This window comes from Gracilibacillus oryzae, assembly GCF_009498735.1.
Lineage (GTDB): Bacteria > Bacillota > Bacilli > Bacillales > Amphibacillaceae > Gracilibacillus > Gracilibacillus oryzae.
The window spans coordinates 1-17,453 of record NZ_ML762427.1 but is presented as its reverse complement, the minus strand read 5'-3'; the positions used below and the strand labels follow the sequence as shown (position 1 = coordinate 17,453).

The window sequence follows — 17,453 nt, the reverse complement described above, 5'->3', positions numbered from 1 at the left end:
ATCCTCCTTTTTGAACACATAATAAAAATGCAACTTTAATATTTGAATTAGAGGAAAAATTTATATAGAATAAAACAGAAGAGTGTGATATGATATAATAATCCATTGATTGGTCATTTATAAGCCTCTTCCAAATGAATGTGGAGGAAGGCTTTTTTCATTGGAACATCCCATATATTGTTGTGTTACATACACAATACTTTCACAATATCTGCCACTTAGTGAGAACTTCTGTTAGTAAACTTGGCTTGTCGGCAAGTCTTAGTTTTGCTTATACTATCTTCCATTACATTAAAATTTTATGATAGTGTAATTACTGATAAATTAGGATGATTTTGATAATTTATTTTCTTCCTTAAAAACCTTAGGATTTTCCGATAGGATCAAGGAATAAATGGGTAAACTAATGATAACGAAGAAAAATGATAATAGATGAGATTTTTAGAAAAAAAGGAGTAGAGCGAAATAGTGACAAATTTTAATGAATTAGGTATTTCAGCATCGATTATGAAAGCATTAGAGAAGATGGGTTTTGAAGAGGCAACTCCAATTCAGGCTCAAACAATCCCTTTAGGTATCCAAGGGAAAGATGTTATTGGACAAGCACAGACTGGTACGGGGAAAACAGCTGCATTCGGAATTCCGATGCTTGAACAAGTAGACTCTAACGAACGTAAAATTCAAGGGTTAGTTGTTGCACCAACTAGAGAATTAGCCATTCAGGTTTCTGAAGAGTTACACAAGCTAGGAAAAGTCAAAGGTGTTAAAACATTGCCTGTTTATGGCGGACAGCATATGGAACGCCAAATCAGAGCATTAAAAGACCGCCCGCATATCGTAGTGGCAACGCCTGGTCGTTTACTGGATCATTTACGTCGTCGTACAATTCGTGTAGATGATGTGAAAATCGCAGTATTAGATGAAGCAGACGAAATGTTAAACATGGGATTCATTGATGATATCCGTGATATTTTGAAGGCCATTCCTGATGAGCGACAAACATTACTTTTCTCTGCGACAATGCCGAAAGAAATCCGCAATATTGCAGCAACATTAATGAAAGATCCGGAAGAAGTGAAAGTGAAGTCAAAAGAAATGACGGTATCAAATATCGATCAGTATTTCATTGAAGTTCACGAAAAACAAAAGTTCGATACATTAACAAACCTGTTGGATGTACATGTACCAGAGCTTGCTATCATCTTCGGCCGTACGAAAAAGCGTGTGGATGAGTTAACAGAAGGTCTTCAGGCCCGAGGTTTCAGAGCGGAAGGGATTCATGGTGACTTAACACAGGGGAAACGTAGTTCTGTATTAAACAAATTTAAATTCGGCCGTATCGAAATTCTTGTAGCGACAGATGTAGCTGCCCGCGGTTTAGATATTTCTGGTGTTACACATGTTTATAATTTCGATATTCCACAAGATCCGGAGAGCTATGTTCACCGAATCGGACGTACTGGACGTGCTGGTAAAATGGGTGAAGCAATTTCATTCATTACACCAAGAGAGACACCACATTTACACTTAATTGAAAAAGTGACAAAGAGTAAAATGAAGAGAATGACTCCGCCTAGCTTTGATGAAGCAAAACGCGGCCAGCAACAATTAACTGTACAGAAATTAATCAAAACAATTGAAAAGAAAGACTTAGCGGATTACCGCGAAACGGCAACAGAATTATTAGAGGAGTATGATTCTGTAACAATTGTCTCTGCAGCATTAAAAATGTTAACAAAAGAACGTCGTCTGACACCTGTTACATTAAGCTCTGTTCAACCTGTGAGTGTGAAACAAGCAAACAAGAACAAGGGTGGAAAGAAAAACTTCAGAGGTGACAACAAACGCGGCGGATTCAACGGACGTAAAGGCGGAGGACGCAACCGCAAGTTCCAGAACAAACGCTCAAACAATAATAAACAAGGACGTTAAATAGAAGACAGGGCAAAAGCAGTTTGTCCATACAATAATCCGGACGATTTCATAATTGAATTCGTCCGGATTATTTGCATTCGGAAAACAGGAAAGGATCTCTCATAGTAGTCCCACACTATGTACTAATATAGATAATGCTAACACCGCTGGGGAAAATACTCGCTTTCACCGCGGACCCTGCTTCATCTATTTTGTTATGTCTCTAATGCTAGACAATGAAGAGCAGTATCAAAGAAGCGATAGGAATGGCGAGAATTGTTCCTAAGCCGACAAAAGTAGTCGTCCTGATTAAGCCTTTCTCTTGCTGTGATAATTTATCTTTCGGTATATCATGATTTGCGGACAGCACTTGTGCAATACATAGAGCGATAATGCCGATAATAATAAGCAGTGGAATGATTTTTGCCGATAATGAGACGGTGCTATCCTCCATTGAGATAAATGCTAAAACAAACAGAAAGATTGGGATTGCCTCAATTACGGCTACCATAATAAAATATTTCGACTGATCCTTTTGAACACCGTGAAAGTGAAAGTCATTCTGCTCAATTCTCCGGATCAATTTGTTGATCAGACTTTTGAAATTAATCAGAATACCAATTCCTGCAATAATTGCTGCTATAGTAAAAGCCCATACAGATAACATGATAACCTCCTAAAAAAATGATGAAACTATTCCCAAAATTACTAAAATAATAAAAATGACAGTAATAACTGGTGCGATGAATTTTTTGTAGCGATATCTTTTCTTGTTCCAGCGGTTTGGATCAAAGCCAATCTCCCCATCTGCTCTCGGTTTTCTTACATTTCGGTATGGTGAGAAAGGTTTCACATTGCGCAAGACAACAGGTCCTAGTGCAAAACCGGAGATAAAACCGAATAAATGACCGGCAATATTAATATTGGCATTAATGAACGTCATCACAAGGCCAATGATGATAATAATAGTAATTAATTTCGCACTGCCTTGATCGATTAGTTTCTTCTCAAACAACACCATAAATAAGTAAAGACCGAACAGTCCGTAAATAGCACCAGATCCACCTGCATGGTTAAAGGTTAGTTGAGTAATCGCAAATAATGTTAAAACATTGGCCAAAACCCCTGCGAATAAATAAGAAAAAATAAATTTCACTTTTCCCAGCATCTGCTCAAGCGCTGGTGCAAACAGAATAAGGGAAAATGAGTTGAAGAAAATATGTCCAACACCTGCATGTAAGAAGATAGATGTGAGAAGACGCCAATACTCACCTTGTAAAATAAAGTAATGCATACCAGTCCCGTAATAGTAAATATAATCTCCAATCGGTTCAAATAGAATACTGATAAGCCATATGCCGATTTGTAAGCCAACTATTACAGAAGTAACCGGATAGAACCGGAGAAAATCTTTGAAACTCTCTGTTCGAGTAAACATAGAACACTTCCTTCTTCGAGTTTAGATAGCTCTATATTAACATAATATCATTTATAATATATAGTGATAATAAAGTCTGTCGTTTCTGGCAAGAAACACATTGAATAAAACATAATAAATGAGGGTATAGCGATGATAAAAGGGATTGGAATTGATATTATTGAGCTGGAACGTGCAGAGAAAATAATAGCAAAACAACCGAGAATTTTGGACAGAATCTTAACAGAAAACGAAAAAAAATTATATAACCAATTAGAATCAGCAAAAAGGAAGGTGGAATTTTTTGCCGGAAGGTTTGCGGCGAAAGAAGCTTTTTCCAAAGCATTAGGTACAGGGATTGGCAAATTGAGTTTTCAGGATATTGAAATTTTACGAGATAACAGAGGTGCTCCAGTTGTTCAATCCCGTGTCGTAGAAGGGAACAGCGTTTTTGTTTCCATTTCACATAGTGATTCTTATGCGGTAGCTCAAGTAATAATTGAAGGAGATTCGGCATAATGAGAGAGGTTGTCTCATAATATTTTAGTGCGGGTAGGAGGGAACAAGATGTACATCGTAACCGCGGAGGAAATGTACGAAATTGATCGATATGCGATAGAACATGGGGGCATAGATGGCAGGATCCTTATGGAAAATGCAGGACGAGCCATTGCAGAGCGGTTGATAAAGCAGGAGGCAGGCAGTCAAGCTGCAGCTGTTATAGTTGGCAGCGGCAATAATGGCGGGGATGGATTCGTTATTGCGAGGTATTTATTGCAATCTGGTTTTCGTGTAAAAGTATATCAGCTGGCCTCAAATCAGAAGATAACAGGAGATGCACTCTATCATAAACAATTATTTATCAACCAGCAAGGACTCATAGAAGATAATGTTGATGCAGAAATGCTGCAGGACGATCTGCCAAACTATCATTTCGTCGTTGATGCGATACTGGGTATTGGGGTGAAAGGAGAGATTCGTTCATCGATCAGACCATTTATTGACCTGCTAAACAAATCTGACAAAAAAGTAATCTCTGTTGATATTCCCAGCGGCTTACCAGCAAATGAAGGGATCGATAAAGATATTGCGGTCAAAGCAGATTTCACTTATGTAGTCGAATCACCAAAACAGAGCCTTTTTACAGAATGGGGTGCACCATACTATGGAGAGTGGGAAGTTGTGCCGATTGGTATACCAGAACAGGCCTATTCTAACCATTCGTCACTTAAAAGATGGGGGAAACAAGCATTTGTCTCCACTTTCCCTAAACGTGATACCTATTCTCATAAAGGATCACATGGAAAGGGTGCTGTAATTGGCGGGCAGCGGACAATGCCTGGTTCGGTGACATTAACAGCAAGTGCTGCACTAAAGTCAGGTGCAGGTCTGTTAACAATCGCTACAGTAGAGGACAACATCCCTATTATTGCCAGTAAGTGTACAGAGGCTATGTATCAAGTGTTAGAAGATCGTGATGGAGTCATCACAAAAAATCATACTGATCTTTTCAAAGCATTTGATGGATTAGCAATTGGTATGGGAATGGGCCGAGATGAGGTAACAGCAAATTTCTCTCAAAAATTAATTCAAGCATTAGATATGCCGATGGTGATCGATGCTGATGGATTGCATCATTTAAAACCAATACTGAATACAGTTTCCGAAAGAAATCATCCCATCATAATTACGCCGCATTTTGGCGAAATGGCCATGCTCACAGGATATACGATAGACGAGATGAAACGGAAACCATTTTCGATTGCAAAAGAGTTTGCCGATCAATATCAGCTGTACGTCGTTTTGAAAGGGAAGTTTACCATTATCACTTCTCCTTACGGTGATCAAATCGTGAATGATACCGGAAATGCAGGATTAGCTAAAGGAGGAACAGGTGATGTGCTATCAGGCATCCTGTTAGCGATGATCATGCAGAACCAGTCTACAATGGCTGCTTTAGGTAACGCCTGCTATATTCATGGGCTTTCAGCTGAGATGAGAGTGAAATCAGGGGAGAATACAGAAATTGACTTGCTTGCTTCCGATGTAATTGATGGTCTATCCAATGTTTTTCGTACATTATCTGACGTGTAATTGTTCCCTTTGTCCTCTTACTTGAGACAAAGGAGAGTTATCGCGATGAAAAAATATATAAGCATAGTTATTGGTTTGTGTTTTGTTATTTTGTTGGCAGCATGTGGGGAAAAGTCAAAAGAAGATGTTGTGGGTAAGTTAGAGGATATGGCGGAAAAGATGAATGGATACCAGGCACAAGCAGTGATGACATTATCAACAGGGAAAGAACAGCAGGTTTACCATATCGAAGTAGCGCATAAGAAAAAGGATTTTTACAGAGTGTTGTTGAAAAACGAGCAGGATGAAGGGAACAGCCAAATCATTTTGCGAAATGAAGAGGGAGTGTTTGTTTTAACACCTGCATTGAATAAAAGCTTTAAGTTTCAAAGCGAATGGCCAGCTAACAACAGCCAGCCATATTTGTTCCAATCTTTGATTAAAGATGTGGTAGATGATGGGGAAGCGGTATTTACTCAAACGGAAAATTATTATGTATTTGAAACCAAAACAAGTTATGAAAGCAACAGCAATCTGCCATATCAGAAAATATACTTTGACAAAAAGAATTTCACACCAGTCAGAGTAGAAGTTATGGATCATGATAAAAACACATTAGTGGAAGTTGATTATGCCTCATTTGAAATTGATCCGGAATTGCCTGAAGATACATTTAGTATGGAGAAAAATATGACAAGCAGTGTGCTGGGGGTTCCGGTTATGGCGCAAGAAGAGCTGCCACAGGAATTAACGATCTATTATCCGGCAAATTCACTTGGTGCTGAATTAGTGGAAGAAGATCAAATGGATACAGAAAATGGGAAACGAGTGATGTTGTCATATGAGGGCGAAAGAGATTTTACCCTTATTCAGGAACTGGTAACATCCTATCCTGCAAGTACCCAGTCACCGGAATTAGTAAATGGAGAGCCTGCTGACTTAGGCTTTACAGTTGGTGCGATGTCCGAAGCATCATTAGAATGGCAGTATAACGGAATAAACTATTATTTAGCAAGTGATCAATTAACGAAACAGGAACTTATTGATGTAGCAACATCGGTACATGCCCAGGCGGCTAAATAATGAAAAAGCAGACTCTTAGCAGGTCTGCTTTTTTCGCGTTAGGAAATAGAGGAAGATCTTCGTCACTCGCTAAAAGACGAAGCGAATGCGTGGTTTTTCTCAATTGTATGTGAATTTCTTCTTCCACTGTTTATTTTTTTTGATGTATAATAAAATATTAGACGATGTTCAAAAAGCTGGCTTTTTGAACACGCACTATTAGCAATAAAATGAGAGGAACCACACTTTTATGGAAAAATTTTATCGAGATTCATGGGTAGAAGTTCATCTGGCGAATATTATATATAATATAAAACAATTAAAACAAAGATTAAAATCAACGACAGAAATTTATGCAGTTGTAAAAGCAAATGCTTACGGGCATGGAGATGCAGAGGTTGCTCGTGCGGCAATCTGTGCTGGTGCAAAGCGTCTCGCAGTTGCGACATTGGATGAAGCGGTCCTGCTCAGAGATCAGGGGATAGAAGCCCCGGTTTTAGTGATGGGGTGGATTAGACCTGAATACGCGGAAGTAGCGGCACAGTATGAAATAACCGTTACATGTTATCAAAAAGAATGGCTGGAAGAAGTTATTTCTCTTAACCTGACCAGGGAAGTGAATGTTCATTTAAAATGGGATACAGGCATGGGGAGAATAGGGATAAGAAGTAAAGAAGAATTATTAGAAGTAATACCATTGCTTAAAAACGATATATTTAATTTAGAGGGTATTTTTACACACTTTGCAACTGCTGATGAAGAGTCTACATTACACTTTGAAAGCCAGCTTGCTTGTTTTGATCAATTGCTGCAAGTATTTAAAGAAAATTGGCAGGAAGAAGTCATTCTCCATACAGGAAACAGTGCGGCAAGTATGCGATTTCCCGAAAAAATGTTTGATTATGTTCGCTATGGTATCAGTATGTATGGTTTATACCCTTCAACTGTTGCAAAAAATGAACGGCCAATTGACTTGAAGCCTGCTTTTTCGCTGCACAGCAGGTTAATACATGTGAAGAAGGTTAAGAAAGGCACTACCATAAGCTATGGTGCAACTTATGTATCGAAACAAGAGGAATGGATAGGAACGGTGCCGTTAGGGTATGCTGATGGTATAAGGAGAGGATTACAGGGTGCAGAGGTTCTCGTAAATGGAGAACGTTGTGAAATAATTGGGCGCATATGTATGGATCAGTTTATGGTTCGCCTGCCAGAGAACGCATCTGTTGGTGACAAAGTAACATTGATCGGGACGCAAGGAGAAGAAACAATTGAAATGGATGAACTTGCAGATAAATTAGAGACAATAAATTATGAAATTGCCTGTATGATAAGTTCAAGGGTACCACGCGTTTATCCAGATAAAGTGAAACTTCACTGAACATACAGCCACTTAGCGCTGTGATAAAGTGAGACTTTGATGAGGGTTGGTCTATGAACACATCTTTAGCGAAACTTATCAGGATGCATAGCGGGAGTTACTAATTTGTGTTACTTCATCGAATTTAGATAAAATGTGACAAAATGAATCTAGTGTAAAAAAGTTAATAAATTTGTTGAAATCTCTTTGCAATGTGATCGTGGAATGGTATGATATTAGGGGATTAATATTTTAGGCTTGTCAATGTTGGTGGAGGTGTATGGTGTTGTCTGAAGACTTACAAGAAATTGCTGTAAGATTACCTAAAAACCTGCTGAATGAGGTGGACGGCTTGATGAAGAATGAGGATAGCAATTTAAGTGATTTTATTTGTCAAGCAACGAAAACGTACCTGCGTGAAAAGAAAAAGCGCCATATTCAAGAGTCGATGCAAAGAGGCTATATGGAAATGGCAAAAATTAATCTACACATAGCGTCAGAAGCTTTTCAAGCTGAAGAGGAGGCAGAAATAACTCTTGAGCGCCTAGTGAGCGGCGGGGTGTAGGTTTTGATTGTGAAAAGAGGCGATGTATATTTCGCCGACCTTTCTCCTGTTGTTGGTTCTGAACAGGGCGGTGTAAGGCCAGTATTAGTTCTTCAAAATGATATTGGTAATCGTTTTAGTCCAACTGTTATAGTTGCGGCGATAACTGCGCAGATACAAAAAGCTAAATTACCGACTCATGTAGAGATTGATGCCAAAAAATATGGTTTTGAACGAAATTCCGTTATTTTATTAGAACAGATTCGTACGATAGATAAACAAAGGCTTACTGATAAAATAACACATTTAGACAGTGCGATGATGGAGAAGATCGATAAAGGATTAGAAATTAGTTTAGGATTAACTGAGTTCTAATGCTTTATTTTGCTATAGAATGCTATAGTGGATCGCTTGTTTATGGAGAGCAAATAAAATCACCCTTGTCCAGCACTGACAAGGGTGTTTTTTTTACAATAACAAAACAGGGAAATATCTGAGCGAACGACAGGAATTGTTACATAATTTCATTTTCTCCTAAATTAAAATTCCTAATTTAAACACAATTAATCGTAAAATGTTACGTTATCATGTAAAATTATTATAACGAATAAAATAGAAGATCTATCGGGAGGAAGAAAAATGCCAGAATCTTTACGTAAAATTGTGGTAGAGAATAGTGATGAGATATCAAAGAAATGGATTGAGCAAATATCCAGAAAAAAAGAAGATGACTATACGAATACGATCTCTGAGGAGTTATATCAAACGACTAACAGAGAATTTGTGAATGTTATATTTTCAAGTATCAATCGCCAGCGAAATACTACAGCATTAAATGATTTTTCGGAAAGACTAATCAATCTAGGCTGGCCGTTAAGTTATATTACAGATGGTCTGCAAACATTCCGCCGGGTAACAATAGATTTTATTTTAAGTCAATCTGAAACAGTCGATTCGGAAAGTCTTGCCAGTATCTTAAATGTAGTGGATGATTGGGTAGGCCCGATTATTAATCAGCTGGTCAATGAGTATACGGGCAGCTGGGAAAACACTGTATCTCTTCAAAGGCTTGCTTTACAAGAATTATCTGCCCCGTTAATCCCTGTGATGGATAATATTACAATCATGCCTTTAATTGGTACAATTGATACAGAGCGTGCGAAGTTAATTATGGAGAATCTTTTAGAAGGTGTAATCAAACATAATTCTGAGGTAGTATTAATTGATATTACAGGTGTACCAGTAGTGGATACAATGGTTGCCCATCATATTATTCAGGCAGCTGAAGCTGTGCGCTTAATTGGTGCAACATGTATTCTTGTAGGGATTCGTCCGGAAATTGCTCAGACAATTGTTAACTTAGGAATTGATCTCAGCAAATTCCCAACCAAAAGTTCTTTACGAAAAGGGTTCAATACAGCACTAAAAATAACAAACAGAGAAGTTGTAGAACTTTCTCATGAGAAAGAGAAAGAAATTACTGCGATTTTAGATTCGATAAAATAAGGAGGTGCTCTGAATGAGAATACCAATATTGAAATTGCATAATTATCTATTGGTATCAATACAAATTGATCTTGATGATCAATCGGCAATTGAATTCCAGGAGGATTTGTTAAACAAAATACATAAGAGTGGTTCAACAGGCGTAGTTATTGATTTAACTTCTGTAGATATTATTGATTCTTTCATTGCGAAGGTGCTTGGTGACGTTGTTTCAATGTCAGATTTAATGGGGGCAAAAGTAGTTTTAACAGGCATTCAACCAGCAGTTGCGATGACCTTAATTGAATTAGGTATCCATATGCAGCAAGTATCAACAGCACTTGATTTAGAACAAGGATTGATTAAACTTCGCCAGGAATTGGAGGAGTGAACATGTCAACTACTCAAACCTGTGTGCATATAAAAAAAGAATGGGATATCGTTGGAGCGAGACAAATGGGACGCGAGAAGGCGAAAGAGTTAGGCTTCGGAACGGTTGACCAAGCAAGGATTGCTACAGCAATTTCAGAATTAGCAAGAAATATATATCTTTATGCAGAGACTGGCAAGATTTATTATGAAGTTGTTAGCGACCTGAACAGAGTTGGTTTGAAAATAATTGCAAGCGATAATGGGCCAGGTATTTCAGATATCAGCAAAATGATGGAAGACGGTTTTTCTACGTCAGGGGGGCTGGGCGCAGGTCTGCCTGGTGTGAAGAGGTTAATGGATGATTTTGATATTGACTCAGAAGAAAATAATGGAACAACCATCACTGCAATCAAATGGGTTCGTAAGTAGTATATTAGTTTTGCTTCCTATTAAACTGTAATGAATATTAGCAATGTAGAACAAGACTTAGCTGGGAGGTAGCAATAGTGGAACCCTTTCAATTTAATTTAGAAAATTACCGGAAAGTACTGGAACGTTATATTAATACGGAGGACGAGTCTTCCCTGTATCAAGCAGAACAATTTAGCAAGTTGTCGATGCAGAATAATATACTGCCGGAAGAGATTATTAATATTCATATTCAGGCATTAAAGGATCTTTATCCAGAGCTGCCAAAAGAAATTGATGCTTCCCTTAATTTTCTGCTGGAAACAATGATTTCCTATGGACTAGCCTATCAGCAGTTCCAGACATTAAGACAAAAGCAAGGGGAGTTAGAATCAGAAATATCGATTGCGGCAAATATGCAGCAGACATTGTTATCAACATACAAACCGAAAATTGAAGGGTTGGATATTGGCGCTGTTAGTGTACCTGCCAATATCATGAATGGTGACTATTACCATTTCGTTACAGATCAAAATAACAATTTAGGAATTGCCGTTGCAGATGTGATTGGTAAAGGCATTCCGGCAGCACTTGCGATGTCTATGATCAAATATTCTTTAGACAGTTTTCCAAAAACGCAAAGAAATCCGAGCATCATTTTAGAGAATCTTAATAGAGTTGTGGAAAGAAATGTAGATACCAGTATGTTCATTACAATGTTCTATGGGTTATTTGATGCGGAATCGAGTAAACTTCAATACGCTTCTGCTGGCCATGAACCTGGTTTTTATTATTGTGCCAAGTCAGATGAATTTTTTGAGATTACTACTAAAGGAATGGTATTAGGTGTTACAAGTGATTCAACGTATGAACAATATGAAATAGAGATGGATCAGGAAGACATCGTGATCTTATTAACAGATGGGGTAACAGAATGCCGAGTTGGGGATCAATTCATTGAATCAGACGAGGTCCTGAAGGTAATAAGGGAATACATGCACTTGCCTGCACAAGAAGCAGTTGAGCGTGTATACAGACACTTTGAGAAATTACAAGACTTTCAACTTAGAGATGACTTTACATTGATTTTCTTAAAAAAGTGAGTTTACTGTCATGGAAAAAGGGTATATTGTGTTAAGTGGCATATATTTATAGGACAGTTGAATATACTTATTACTCTGTGAAAATGAGTTAATGAATAGATTAGGAGGTATAGCACAATGAATCTCAATATTGAAGTAAATGATCAAGGGCTAACCCAATCAGTGAAGTTAGCAGGAGAGATTGACGCATATACAGCACCAAAACTGAAAGAAGCATTATTACCATTAGTTAAAAAAGCAAACGTTACCGTGATTGTAGATTTGGAACATGTGAATTATATGGACAGTACAGGATTAGGTGTCTTTATCAGTGCATTGAAGGCTGCGAAAGAATACGAAAGTGAACTTAAGTTAGTATCCTTGCAAGATCGTGTCCATCGTTTATTTGAAATTACAGGGTTAGAAAATATTATAAATATCGATTCAACTGTACGAGGTGGGAAATAAAATGGAATCCTTTGACTTCATCGAAATGAAAGTACCGGCAAAAGCCGAATATGTAGGAGTAGTAAGGTTAAGTACATCAGGAATCGCAAACAGAATGGGCTTTAGCTTCGAAGAGATTGAGGACTTAAAAGTGGCGATATCTGAGGCAATGTCCAATGCAACGACACATGCTTATGAAGCAAAAGAAGGCGGAGAGGTTACGATAGGTTTTGGTCTTTATGAAGACCGCTTAGAAGTAATGGTTGCAGATCGCGGGGAAAGTTTTGATTTGAAGCAGATTAAATCAGAAATTGGCCCATATAAAAATACGCAATCTGTCGAAAATTTAAGAGAAGGCGGATTTGGGCTTTTCCTCATTGAAGCTTTGATGGATAAAGTAGAAATCAAGAACGACTATGGAGTAATTGTATTAATGACGAAATACCTCCATGAAAATGAGGTGGATATTAATGACGACCAAATCTCAACCGCACCATAATCGGGAGGATGAGATTTACCAATGGATTAGAGATTTTCAATTAAACCCTGATGATAAAGATATACAAGAAAAAATCGTCTTGGCCTACGAGAAACTTGTTAAGTCATTAGCAAGGAAATACGCGAAAAATAGTATGATCTATGAAGATCTTGAACAAGTAGGCATGCTCGGTTTGTTAGCTGCGATCAGAAGGTATGATCCAGATATGGGTAAATCATTTGAATCATTTGCTATTCCTACGATTATTGGTGAAATAAAACGATTTATACGTGACAAAACATGGAGTGTTCATGTACCTAGAAGAATAAAAGAATTGGGTCCGAAGATTAAAAATTCAATTGATGTGTTAACAACGGAAAATCAAAAATCGCCAACAGTGAAGGATATTGCAGAATACCTGGAAGTTTCTGAAGAAGAGGTGCTCGAGACAATGGAAATGAGCCAAAGCTATAATGCATTGTCTGTTGACCGTAAACTAGAGGCGGATTCTGATGGCAGTGAAGTATCTATTCTTGACCTTATAGGAAATCAGGACAAGGGCTATGAAGATATTGACCGGCAATTATTGCTTGAGAAAATTATCCCAATGCTAAATGAGAGAGAACAGCAAATTCTGCAATACACTTATTTTGAAAACAAAAGCCAGAAAGAAACTGGTGAGCTGATTGGAATATCTCAAATGCATGTGTCACGCATTCAGCGACATGCATTAAAGAAGTTACGTGAAGCACTGCAAGCAGAAAATATGGAGGCCATGCGCTAATGCCCAATAGTCAGCAAGTAGAAGTATCAGTCTTTCAAAAAGCGAAAAACGGTAATTACTATTGTGGAGATAGTTATTTCTATCTGGAACAAGACGGTACTTTCATCTGTGCGTTAGCAGACGGACTAGGCAGTGGAGAATATGCAAAGGAATCCTCTCAAATAGTGATCGATACAATAAAAGAAAGCAGTGAAATGTCCATCAGGGCTATTTTGCATAAATGTAATCAAAAGTTGTTAGGTAAACGAGGTGCAGTATTAGGGATTCTCCAAATGGATCTAGTTCGTGAAAAGTACTATTACTCATCTATTGGCAATATCGGTTTAATGACAGTTTCGTCAGACTCCATAAAGAAGAGAAATATACCGCAACCTGGTTATCTTAGTGGATTTGACCGTCCTTTCAAAGTACTGGAAGGTTCCATAGAAGAAGACATGAAATTTATTATGTTTTCTGATGGTGTCTCATCAAAGGATATTTCTAATTCTTTTTTCCTTAGTAAAGAAGTACAGCAGATAACAGATACATTTGCTTATTTATATGAGAAAAAACTGGATGATGATACAACATTAATTGCGATGAAGTATAGCAAAGAAACCTCCTGAGATTAATCAGGGGGTTTCTTTTACGATTACAGATGCTTAACGCCTTGATAAAGAGAGACTTTGGCCCGCGAGGGTGTTACAGACGGTTAGCACTGTGATAAAATAATGATGATAAGAAAAGGGAGGACTAATTGTGCCAGATAAACAATTTTTGATACAATCTGTTGCTGATAAAACGAAAATCAAATTATCATCAGTGAAAAGTGTTATTGAGTTATTAGAAGAAAGTAATACAGTTCCATTTATTGCAAGATATCGTAAAGAGCAGACAGGTTCATTAGATGAAGTCCAGATCAAAGAAATCCAGGAAACCTGGAATTACATGAATACACTTGCAGACCGGAAAGTGGAGGTTATTCGCTTAATAGAAGAGCAAGGGAAGCTTACAGCTGCATTAAAACAGGAGATAGAGCAAGCTGCACAATTGCAGAAAGTTGAAGACCTTTACCGTCCGTATAAACAAAAACGACGCACAAGAGCAACAATTGCGAAGGAAAAAGGATTAGAACCATTAGCAGAACAAGTATATAAACAGACAGAGGATACTGTACTGTCACATACCAAGGATTATCTATCGGAAGAACATGAATTACATACAGTAGAAGATGTGTTAGCAGGTGTCCAAGATATAATCGCCGAATGGATAGCGGACGAGCCGTCATATCGCGAAGCCATCCGTTCACAGGTTCATCGAAAAGGAATGATCCAGTCCTCTCTGAAAAAAGGAGAACTGGATGAGAAGAAAGTATATGAAATGTATTATGAATACAGTGAAGCGGTACGTTCTATTGTTGCGCACCGAACCCTTGCCCTAAATCGGGGGGAGAAGGAAGGTGTATTGAAGGTTGCCATAGAAGCTCCTGCAGATGATATCTTGACCTATTTGAATAAACAAGTCATCGGCGATCGTGTGAAAGGAGACTTGCGAGAATTCCTGCAGGTAACAGCAGAGGACAGCTTCAAAAGACTTATTCAGCCATCTGTTGAAAGAGAAGTTCGTTCGAGCTTAACAGAGAAGGCAGAGGCTCAGGCAATCGATATTTTCTCGAAAAATTTGAAAAATCTGTTACTGCAGCCACCATTAAAGGGGAGATATGTTCTTGGAGTGGATCCAGCCTTCAGGACAGGTTGTAAACTGGCAGTGATCGATGACACTGGGAAAATGAAACAAGTGGATGTTATGTACCCGACAGCACCCAAAAATGATATAGCAGGTTCGGAACAAAAAGTGTTAAAATTCTTAAAAGACTACCCAATTGAATTGATCGCAATAGGGAATGGGACGGCATCCAGAGAAACGGAACAATTTATTGCCAATACGATTGAGAAGAATAAGCTGAATCTGGCTTATATTATCGTAAATGAAGCGGGAGCAAGTGTTTATTCTGCATCAAAGCTGGCAAGAGAAGAGTTTCCAGAGCTGCAGGTAGAAGAGCGGAGTGCTGTATCTATCGCGAGGAGAGTTCAGGATCCGTTAGCAGAACTTGTGAAAATTGATCCTAAATCAATCGGGGTAGGGCAATACCAGCATGATGTGAGCCAGAAACAACTAAATGAATCTCTAACATTCGTTGTCGAGACTGCTGTTAACCAAGTTGGTGTCAATGTAAATACAGCTTCTGCCTCCCTATTACAGTATGTCTCAGGGCTGAATAAGACGGTTGCTAATAACATTGTAAAATATAGAGATGAGTTCGGAAAATTGCCTAGCAGAAGAACATTAAAAGAAATCCCGCGTCTTGGAAATAAAACATATGAGCAGAGTATTGGCTTTTTACGGGTGACTGAGGGGAAAGAACCACTGGACAGCACACCAATTCACCCTGAGAGTTATAATGCAGTGAAAAGCTTATTAAAAGAGTTAGGCTTCACAACAGCTGATCTAGGGACAGAGCAATTAAAAACGGCCCTTCAACATGTCGACATCAAACAGATGGCAGAGAAACTGGATTTAGGTGTTCCGACATTAGAGGATATAATAAAAGCATTAATAAGCCCGAATCGTGACCCAAGGGATGACTTTCCTCAACCATTATTAAAGAAAAGTGTCTTATCGATGGAAGATTTGCAGGAAGGAATGGAACTGCAGGGAACGGTACGGAATGTAGTCGATTTTGGTGTTTTTGTCGATATTGGTGTGAAACAAGATGGTCTTGTTCATATTTCAAAAATGTCTAATCAATATGTAAAACATCCGATGGATATCACTTCTGTTGGTGATGTGGTAACAGTCTGGGTAGATCAGGTTGATCAGCAAAAACAAAGAATTGCTTTAACGATGGTGAAAGAATAATGGATAGTGGCTTTTCGAGTATCAATTAATCGGAAAGCCACTAATCTTCCAATTCATTACAGTAAAAGAACCAACATTGATTGAGTATTCTTATTTGCTGTTTGTTTTTGTGCAAAAAAGCACCCGTTAGCTGTCGTTTTAGCCATGTGGGCATAATAAAACCTCCATTATTTAATGTGCGTGTTCAAAAAGTCGGCAAAGAGGAGCATCGGAACGTATGGTTTTAATACGTGAGGAGCGGACTCGCAAACGAATGAGCTTCCACAGGATGTGGTGACTTCAACGTTCGACACACGACGTGTCGGTTCTTAGTTGAAGCTCCGCTAGATTCGCTGCTTATCTTTTGGTTACTTTTTGAATATCCTCTTAATGATAATATTTATTACTTATAGTATGAAAAAGTGAGTAAGGTGTGATAAATTGGTACTGCCAAATCAAGAAGAACTATTTACTCTTGTTAATAGTATATCTAAAGAATTTTTCCATAAACCATTTCGCGATGAAGTCACTTTTAACAAAAGACTTCGGACAACAGGTGGAAGATATCTGCCTGCGAAAAGAAAGATTGAACTAAATCCAAAGTATGTGACAGAATCAGATCATGATGAGTTTATTGGTATAATAAAGCATGAGTTATGTCATTATCATTTGCATATTGAGGGGAAAGGATTCCAACATCGTGACAAAGAATTTAGAGAGCTTCTTAAAAAAACAGGTTCTCCGAGATTCTGTAATCCGCTGCCTTCAATGAAAAAAGAGTACAAATATTCATATAAATGTGTGGATTGTTCGCATCGTTATCAAAGAAAGAGAAGGGTTGATCTGAAGCGATATCGGTGCGGAAAATGTCACGGAAAACTGGTGCAGTTATAGAATTTTGATATTTTTTGCGGAATTCTATTGACTTTATATTAAAAAATGTGGTAAGTTATATTAGCTTCGTTTTTAAGGACAACATGTCCTCTGAAACAAATTAAAAAAATATTTTAAAATGTATTGACAATTTGTTTTAAATGTTATATTATATTTAACGTCGCTAATAAAGTTATTACATTATTCCACAGTAGCTCAGTGGTAGAGCTATCGGCTGTTAACCGATCGGTCGTAGGTTCGAATCCTACCTGTGGAG

Annotated in this window: 20 protein-coding genes and 1 tRNA gene; 18 read left to right on the top strand and 3 right to left on the bottom strand. The window is 38.0% G+C overall.

Annotated elements, in window-relative coordinates:
- Window positions 1-468 precede the first annotated feature (468 nt).
- A complete protein-coding gene (locus tag F9U64_RS06980) occupies window positions 469-1,932 on the top strand; it encodes a degradosome RNA helicase CshA (protein ID WP_153402298.1) in 1,464 nt (487 codons plus the stop codon).
- A gap of 211 nt (window positions 1,933-2,143) precedes the next feature.
- Here F9U64_RS06980 and F9U64_RS06975 read toward each other — a convergent pair whose 3' ends face one another.
- On the bottom strand, window positions 2,144-2,581 hold the full coding sequence (locus F9U64_RS06975; protein WP_153402297.1) for a hypothetical protein: 438 nt from the start codon (window positions 2,579-2,581) through the stop codon (window positions 2,144-2,146).
- 9 nt (window positions 2,582-2,590) lie between these two features.
- Window positions 2,591-3,352, bottom strand: a complete 762-nt coding sequence (locus F9U64_RS06970) for a rhomboid family intramembrane serine protease (RefSeq protein WP_153402296.1) — start codon at window positions 3,350-3,352, stop codon at window positions 2,591-2,593.
- Between the two features lie 132 nt (window positions 3,353-3,484).
- On the opposite strand from F9U64_RS06970, the gene acpS reads away from it, so the two are divergent.
- The 15 genes from acpS (at window position 3,485) to F9U64_RS06895 (ending at window position 16,324) form a co-directional block, all read left to right on the top strand.
- Window positions 3,485-3,850, top strand: coding sequence for a holo-ACP synthase (gene acpS, locus F9U64_RS06965; protein ID WP_153402295.1), 366 nt, complete (start codon window positions 3,485-3,487; stop codon window positions 3,848-3,850).
- Window positions 3,851-3,898: 48 nt separating this feature from the next.
- Complete coding sequence (locus F9U64_RS06960; RefSeq protein ID WP_153402294.1) at window positions 3,899-5,425, top strand: NAD(P)H-hydrate dehydratase; 1,527 nt, start codon at window positions 3,899-3,901, stop codon at window positions 5,423-5,425.
- A 45-nt stretch (window positions 5,426-5,470) separates the two neighbouring features.
- Entirely contained in the window at window positions 5,471-6,487 is a 1,017-nt protein-coding gene (locus tag F9U64_RS06955; RefSeq protein WP_153402293.1) for a LolA family protein, read from the top strand.
- Window positions 6,488-6,716: 229 nt separating this feature from the next.
- Window positions 6,717-7,847, top strand: a complete 1,131-nt coding sequence (alr, locus tag F9U64_RS06950) for an alanine racemase (protein ID WP_153402292.1) — start codon at window positions 6,717-6,719, stop codon at window positions 7,845-7,847.
- Window positions 7,848-8,106: 259 nt separating this feature from the next.
- Entirely contained in the window at window positions 8,107-8,391 is a 285-nt protein-coding gene (locus tag F9U64_RS06945; protein WP_153402291.1) for a CopG family ribbon-helix-helix protein, read from the top strand.
- A 3-nt stretch (window positions 8,392-8,394) separates the two neighbouring features.
- The gene (locus F9U64_RS06940) at window positions 8,395-8,745 is read left to right on the top strand and encodes a type II toxin-antitoxin system PemK/MazF family toxin (RefSeq protein WP_089739880.1); all 351 of its coding nucleotides are present in this window, start codon (window positions 8,395-8,397) and stop codon (window positions 8,743-8,745) included.
- A gap of 264 nt (window positions 8,746-9,009) precedes the next feature.
- On the top strand, window positions 9,010-9,876 hold the full coding sequence (locus F9U64_RS06935; RefSeq protein ID WP_153402290.1) for an RsbT co-antagonist protein RsbRA: 867 nt from the start codon (window positions 9,010-9,012) through the stop codon (window positions 9,874-9,876).
- Window positions 9,877-9,889: 13 nt separating this feature from the next.
- The gene (locus tag F9U64_RS06930; protein ID WP_153402289.1) at window positions 9,890-10,246 is read left to right on the top strand and encodes an STAS domain-containing protein; all 357 of its coding nucleotides are present in this window, start codon (window positions 9,890-9,892) and stop codon (window positions 10,244-10,246) included.
- A gap of 2 nt (window positions 10,247-10,248) precedes the next feature.
- Window positions 10,249-10,656, top strand: a complete 408-nt coding sequence (locus F9U64_RS06925) for an anti-sigma regulatory factor (RefSeq protein ID WP_153402288.1) — start codon at window positions 10,249-10,251, stop codon at window positions 10,654-10,656.
- A gap of 77 nt (window positions 10,657-10,733) precedes the next feature.
- The gene (locus F9U64_RS06920; RefSeq protein WP_153402287.1) at window positions 10,734-11,738 is read left to right on the top strand and encodes a PP2C family protein-serine/threonine phosphatase; all 1,005 of its coding nucleotides are present in this window, start codon (window positions 10,734-10,736) and stop codon (window positions 11,736-11,738) included.
- Window positions 11,739-11,855: 117 nt separating this feature from the next.
- Window positions 11,856-12,185, top strand: a complete 330-nt coding sequence (locus F9U64_RS06915; protein ID WP_153402286.1) for an STAS domain-containing protein — start codon at window positions 11,856-11,858, stop codon at window positions 12,183-12,185.
- 1 nt (window position 12,186) lies between these two features.
- Window positions 12,187-12,663 carry an anti-sigma B factor RsbW gene (gene rsbW / locus F9U64_RS06910; RefSeq protein ID WP_153402285.1) on the top strand — a complete coding sequence of 159 codons (477 nt, stop codon included), beginning with the start codon at window positions 12,187-12,189 and terminating at the stop codon, window positions 12,661-12,663.
- Window positions 12,635-13,426, top strand: a complete 792-nt coding sequence (sigB, locus tag F9U64_RS06905; protein WP_153402284.1) for an RNA polymerase sigma factor SigB — start codon at window positions 12,635-12,637, stop codon at window positions 13,424-13,426. Before rsbW ends, sigB begins: the two co-directional genes overlap by 29 nt.
- Window positions 13,426-14,031, top strand: a complete 606-nt coding sequence (locus F9U64_RS06900; protein ID WP_153402283.1) for a SpoIIE family protein phosphatase — start codon at window positions 13,426-13,428, stop codon at window positions 14,029-14,031. Before sigB ends, F9U64_RS06900 begins: the two co-directional genes overlap by 1 nt.
- A gap of 133 nt (window positions 14,032-14,164) precedes the next feature.
- Complete coding sequence (locus F9U64_RS06895) at window positions 14,165-16,324, top strand: Tex family protein (RefSeq protein WP_323125827.1); 2,160 nt, start codon at window positions 14,165-14,167, stop codon at window positions 16,322-16,324.
- A gap of 40 nt (window positions 16,325-16,364) precedes the next feature.
- On the opposite strand, the gene cmpA is transcribed toward F9U64_RS06895, so the two are convergent.
- Window positions 16,365-16,478, bottom strand: coding sequence for a cortex morphogenetic protein CmpA (cmpA, locus tag F9U64_RS06890; protein WP_153402281.1), 114 nt, complete (start codon window positions 16,476-16,478; stop codon window positions 16,365-16,367).
- A 266-nt stretch (window positions 16,479-16,744) separates the two neighbouring features.
- Here cmpA and F9U64_RS06885 point away from each other — a divergent pair, with 266 nt between their 5' ends.
- On the top strand, window positions 16,745-17,197 hold the full coding sequence (locus F9U64_RS06885) for a SprT family protein (RefSeq protein WP_153402280.1): 453 nt from the start codon (window positions 16,745-16,747) through the stop codon (window positions 17,195-17,197).
- 184 nt (window positions 17,198-17,381) lie between these two features.
- A tRNA-Asn gene (locus F9U64_RS06880) sits at window positions 17,382-17,453 on the top strand.

What these genes read in the sequence shown, in the direction of transcription:
- F9U64_RS06975 (WP_153402297.1), bottom strand. Translation starts at nt 2,581, where the DNA reads ATGTTATCTGTATGGGCTTTTACTATAGCAGCAATTATTGCAGGAATT.
- F9U64_RS06970 (WP_153402296.1), bottom strand. Translation starts at nt 3,352, where the DNA reads ATGTTTACTCGAACAGAGAGTTTCAAAGATTTTCTCCGGTTCTATCCG.
- acpS (WP_153402295.1), top strand. Translation starts at nt 3,485, where the DNA reads ATGATAAAAGGGATTGGAATTGATATTATTGAGCTGGAACGTGCAGAG.
- F9U64_RS06960 (WP_153402294.1), top strand. Translation starts at nt 3,899, where the DNA reads ATGTACATCGTAACCGCGGAGGAAATGTACGAAATTGATCGATATGCG.
- F9U64_RS06955 (WP_153402293.1), top strand. Translation starts at nt 5,471, where the DNA reads ATGAAAAAATATATAAGCATAGTTATTGGTTTGTGTTTTGTTATTTTG.
- alr (WP_153402292.1), top strand. Translation starts at nt 6,717, where the DNA reads ATGGAAAAATTTTATCGAGATTCATGGGTAGAAGTTCATCTGGCGAAT.
- F9U64_RS06945 (WP_153402291.1), top strand. Translation starts at nt 8,107, where the DNA reads ATGGTGTTGTCTGAAGACTTACAAGAAATTGCTGTAAGATTACCTAAA.
- F9U64_RS06935 (WP_153402290.1), top strand. Translation starts at nt 9,010, where the DNA reads ATGCCAGAATCTTTACGTAAAATTGTGGTAGAGAATAGTGATGAGATA.
- F9U64_RS06930 (WP_153402289.1), top strand. Translation starts at nt 9,890, where the DNA reads ATGAGAATACCAATATTGAAATTGCATAATTATCTATTGGTATCAATA.
- F9U64_RS06925 (WP_153402288.1), top strand. Translation starts at nt 10,249, where the DNA reads ATGTCAACTACTCAAACCTGTGTGCATATAAAAAAAGAATGGGATATC.
- F9U64_RS06915 (WP_153402286.1), top strand. Translation starts at nt 11,856, where the DNA reads ATGAATCTCAATATTGAAGTAAATGATCAAGGGCTAACCCAATCAGTG.
- rsbW (WP_153402285.1), top strand. Translation starts at nt 12,187, where the DNA reads ATGGAATCCTTTGACTTCATCGAAATGAAAGTACCGGCAAAAGCCGAA.
- sigB (WP_153402284.1), top strand. Translation starts at nt 12,635, where the DNA reads ATGACGACCAAATCTCAACCGCACCATAATCGGGAGGATGAGATTTAC.
- F9U64_RS06900 (WP_153402283.1), top strand. Translation starts at nt 13,426, where the DNA reads ATGCCCAATAGTCAGCAAGTAGAAGTATCAGTCTTTCAAAAAGCGAAA.
- cmpA (WP_153402281.1), bottom strand. Translation starts at nt 16,478, where the DNA reads ATGCCCACATGGCTAAAACGACAGCTAACGGGTGCTTTTTTGCACAAA.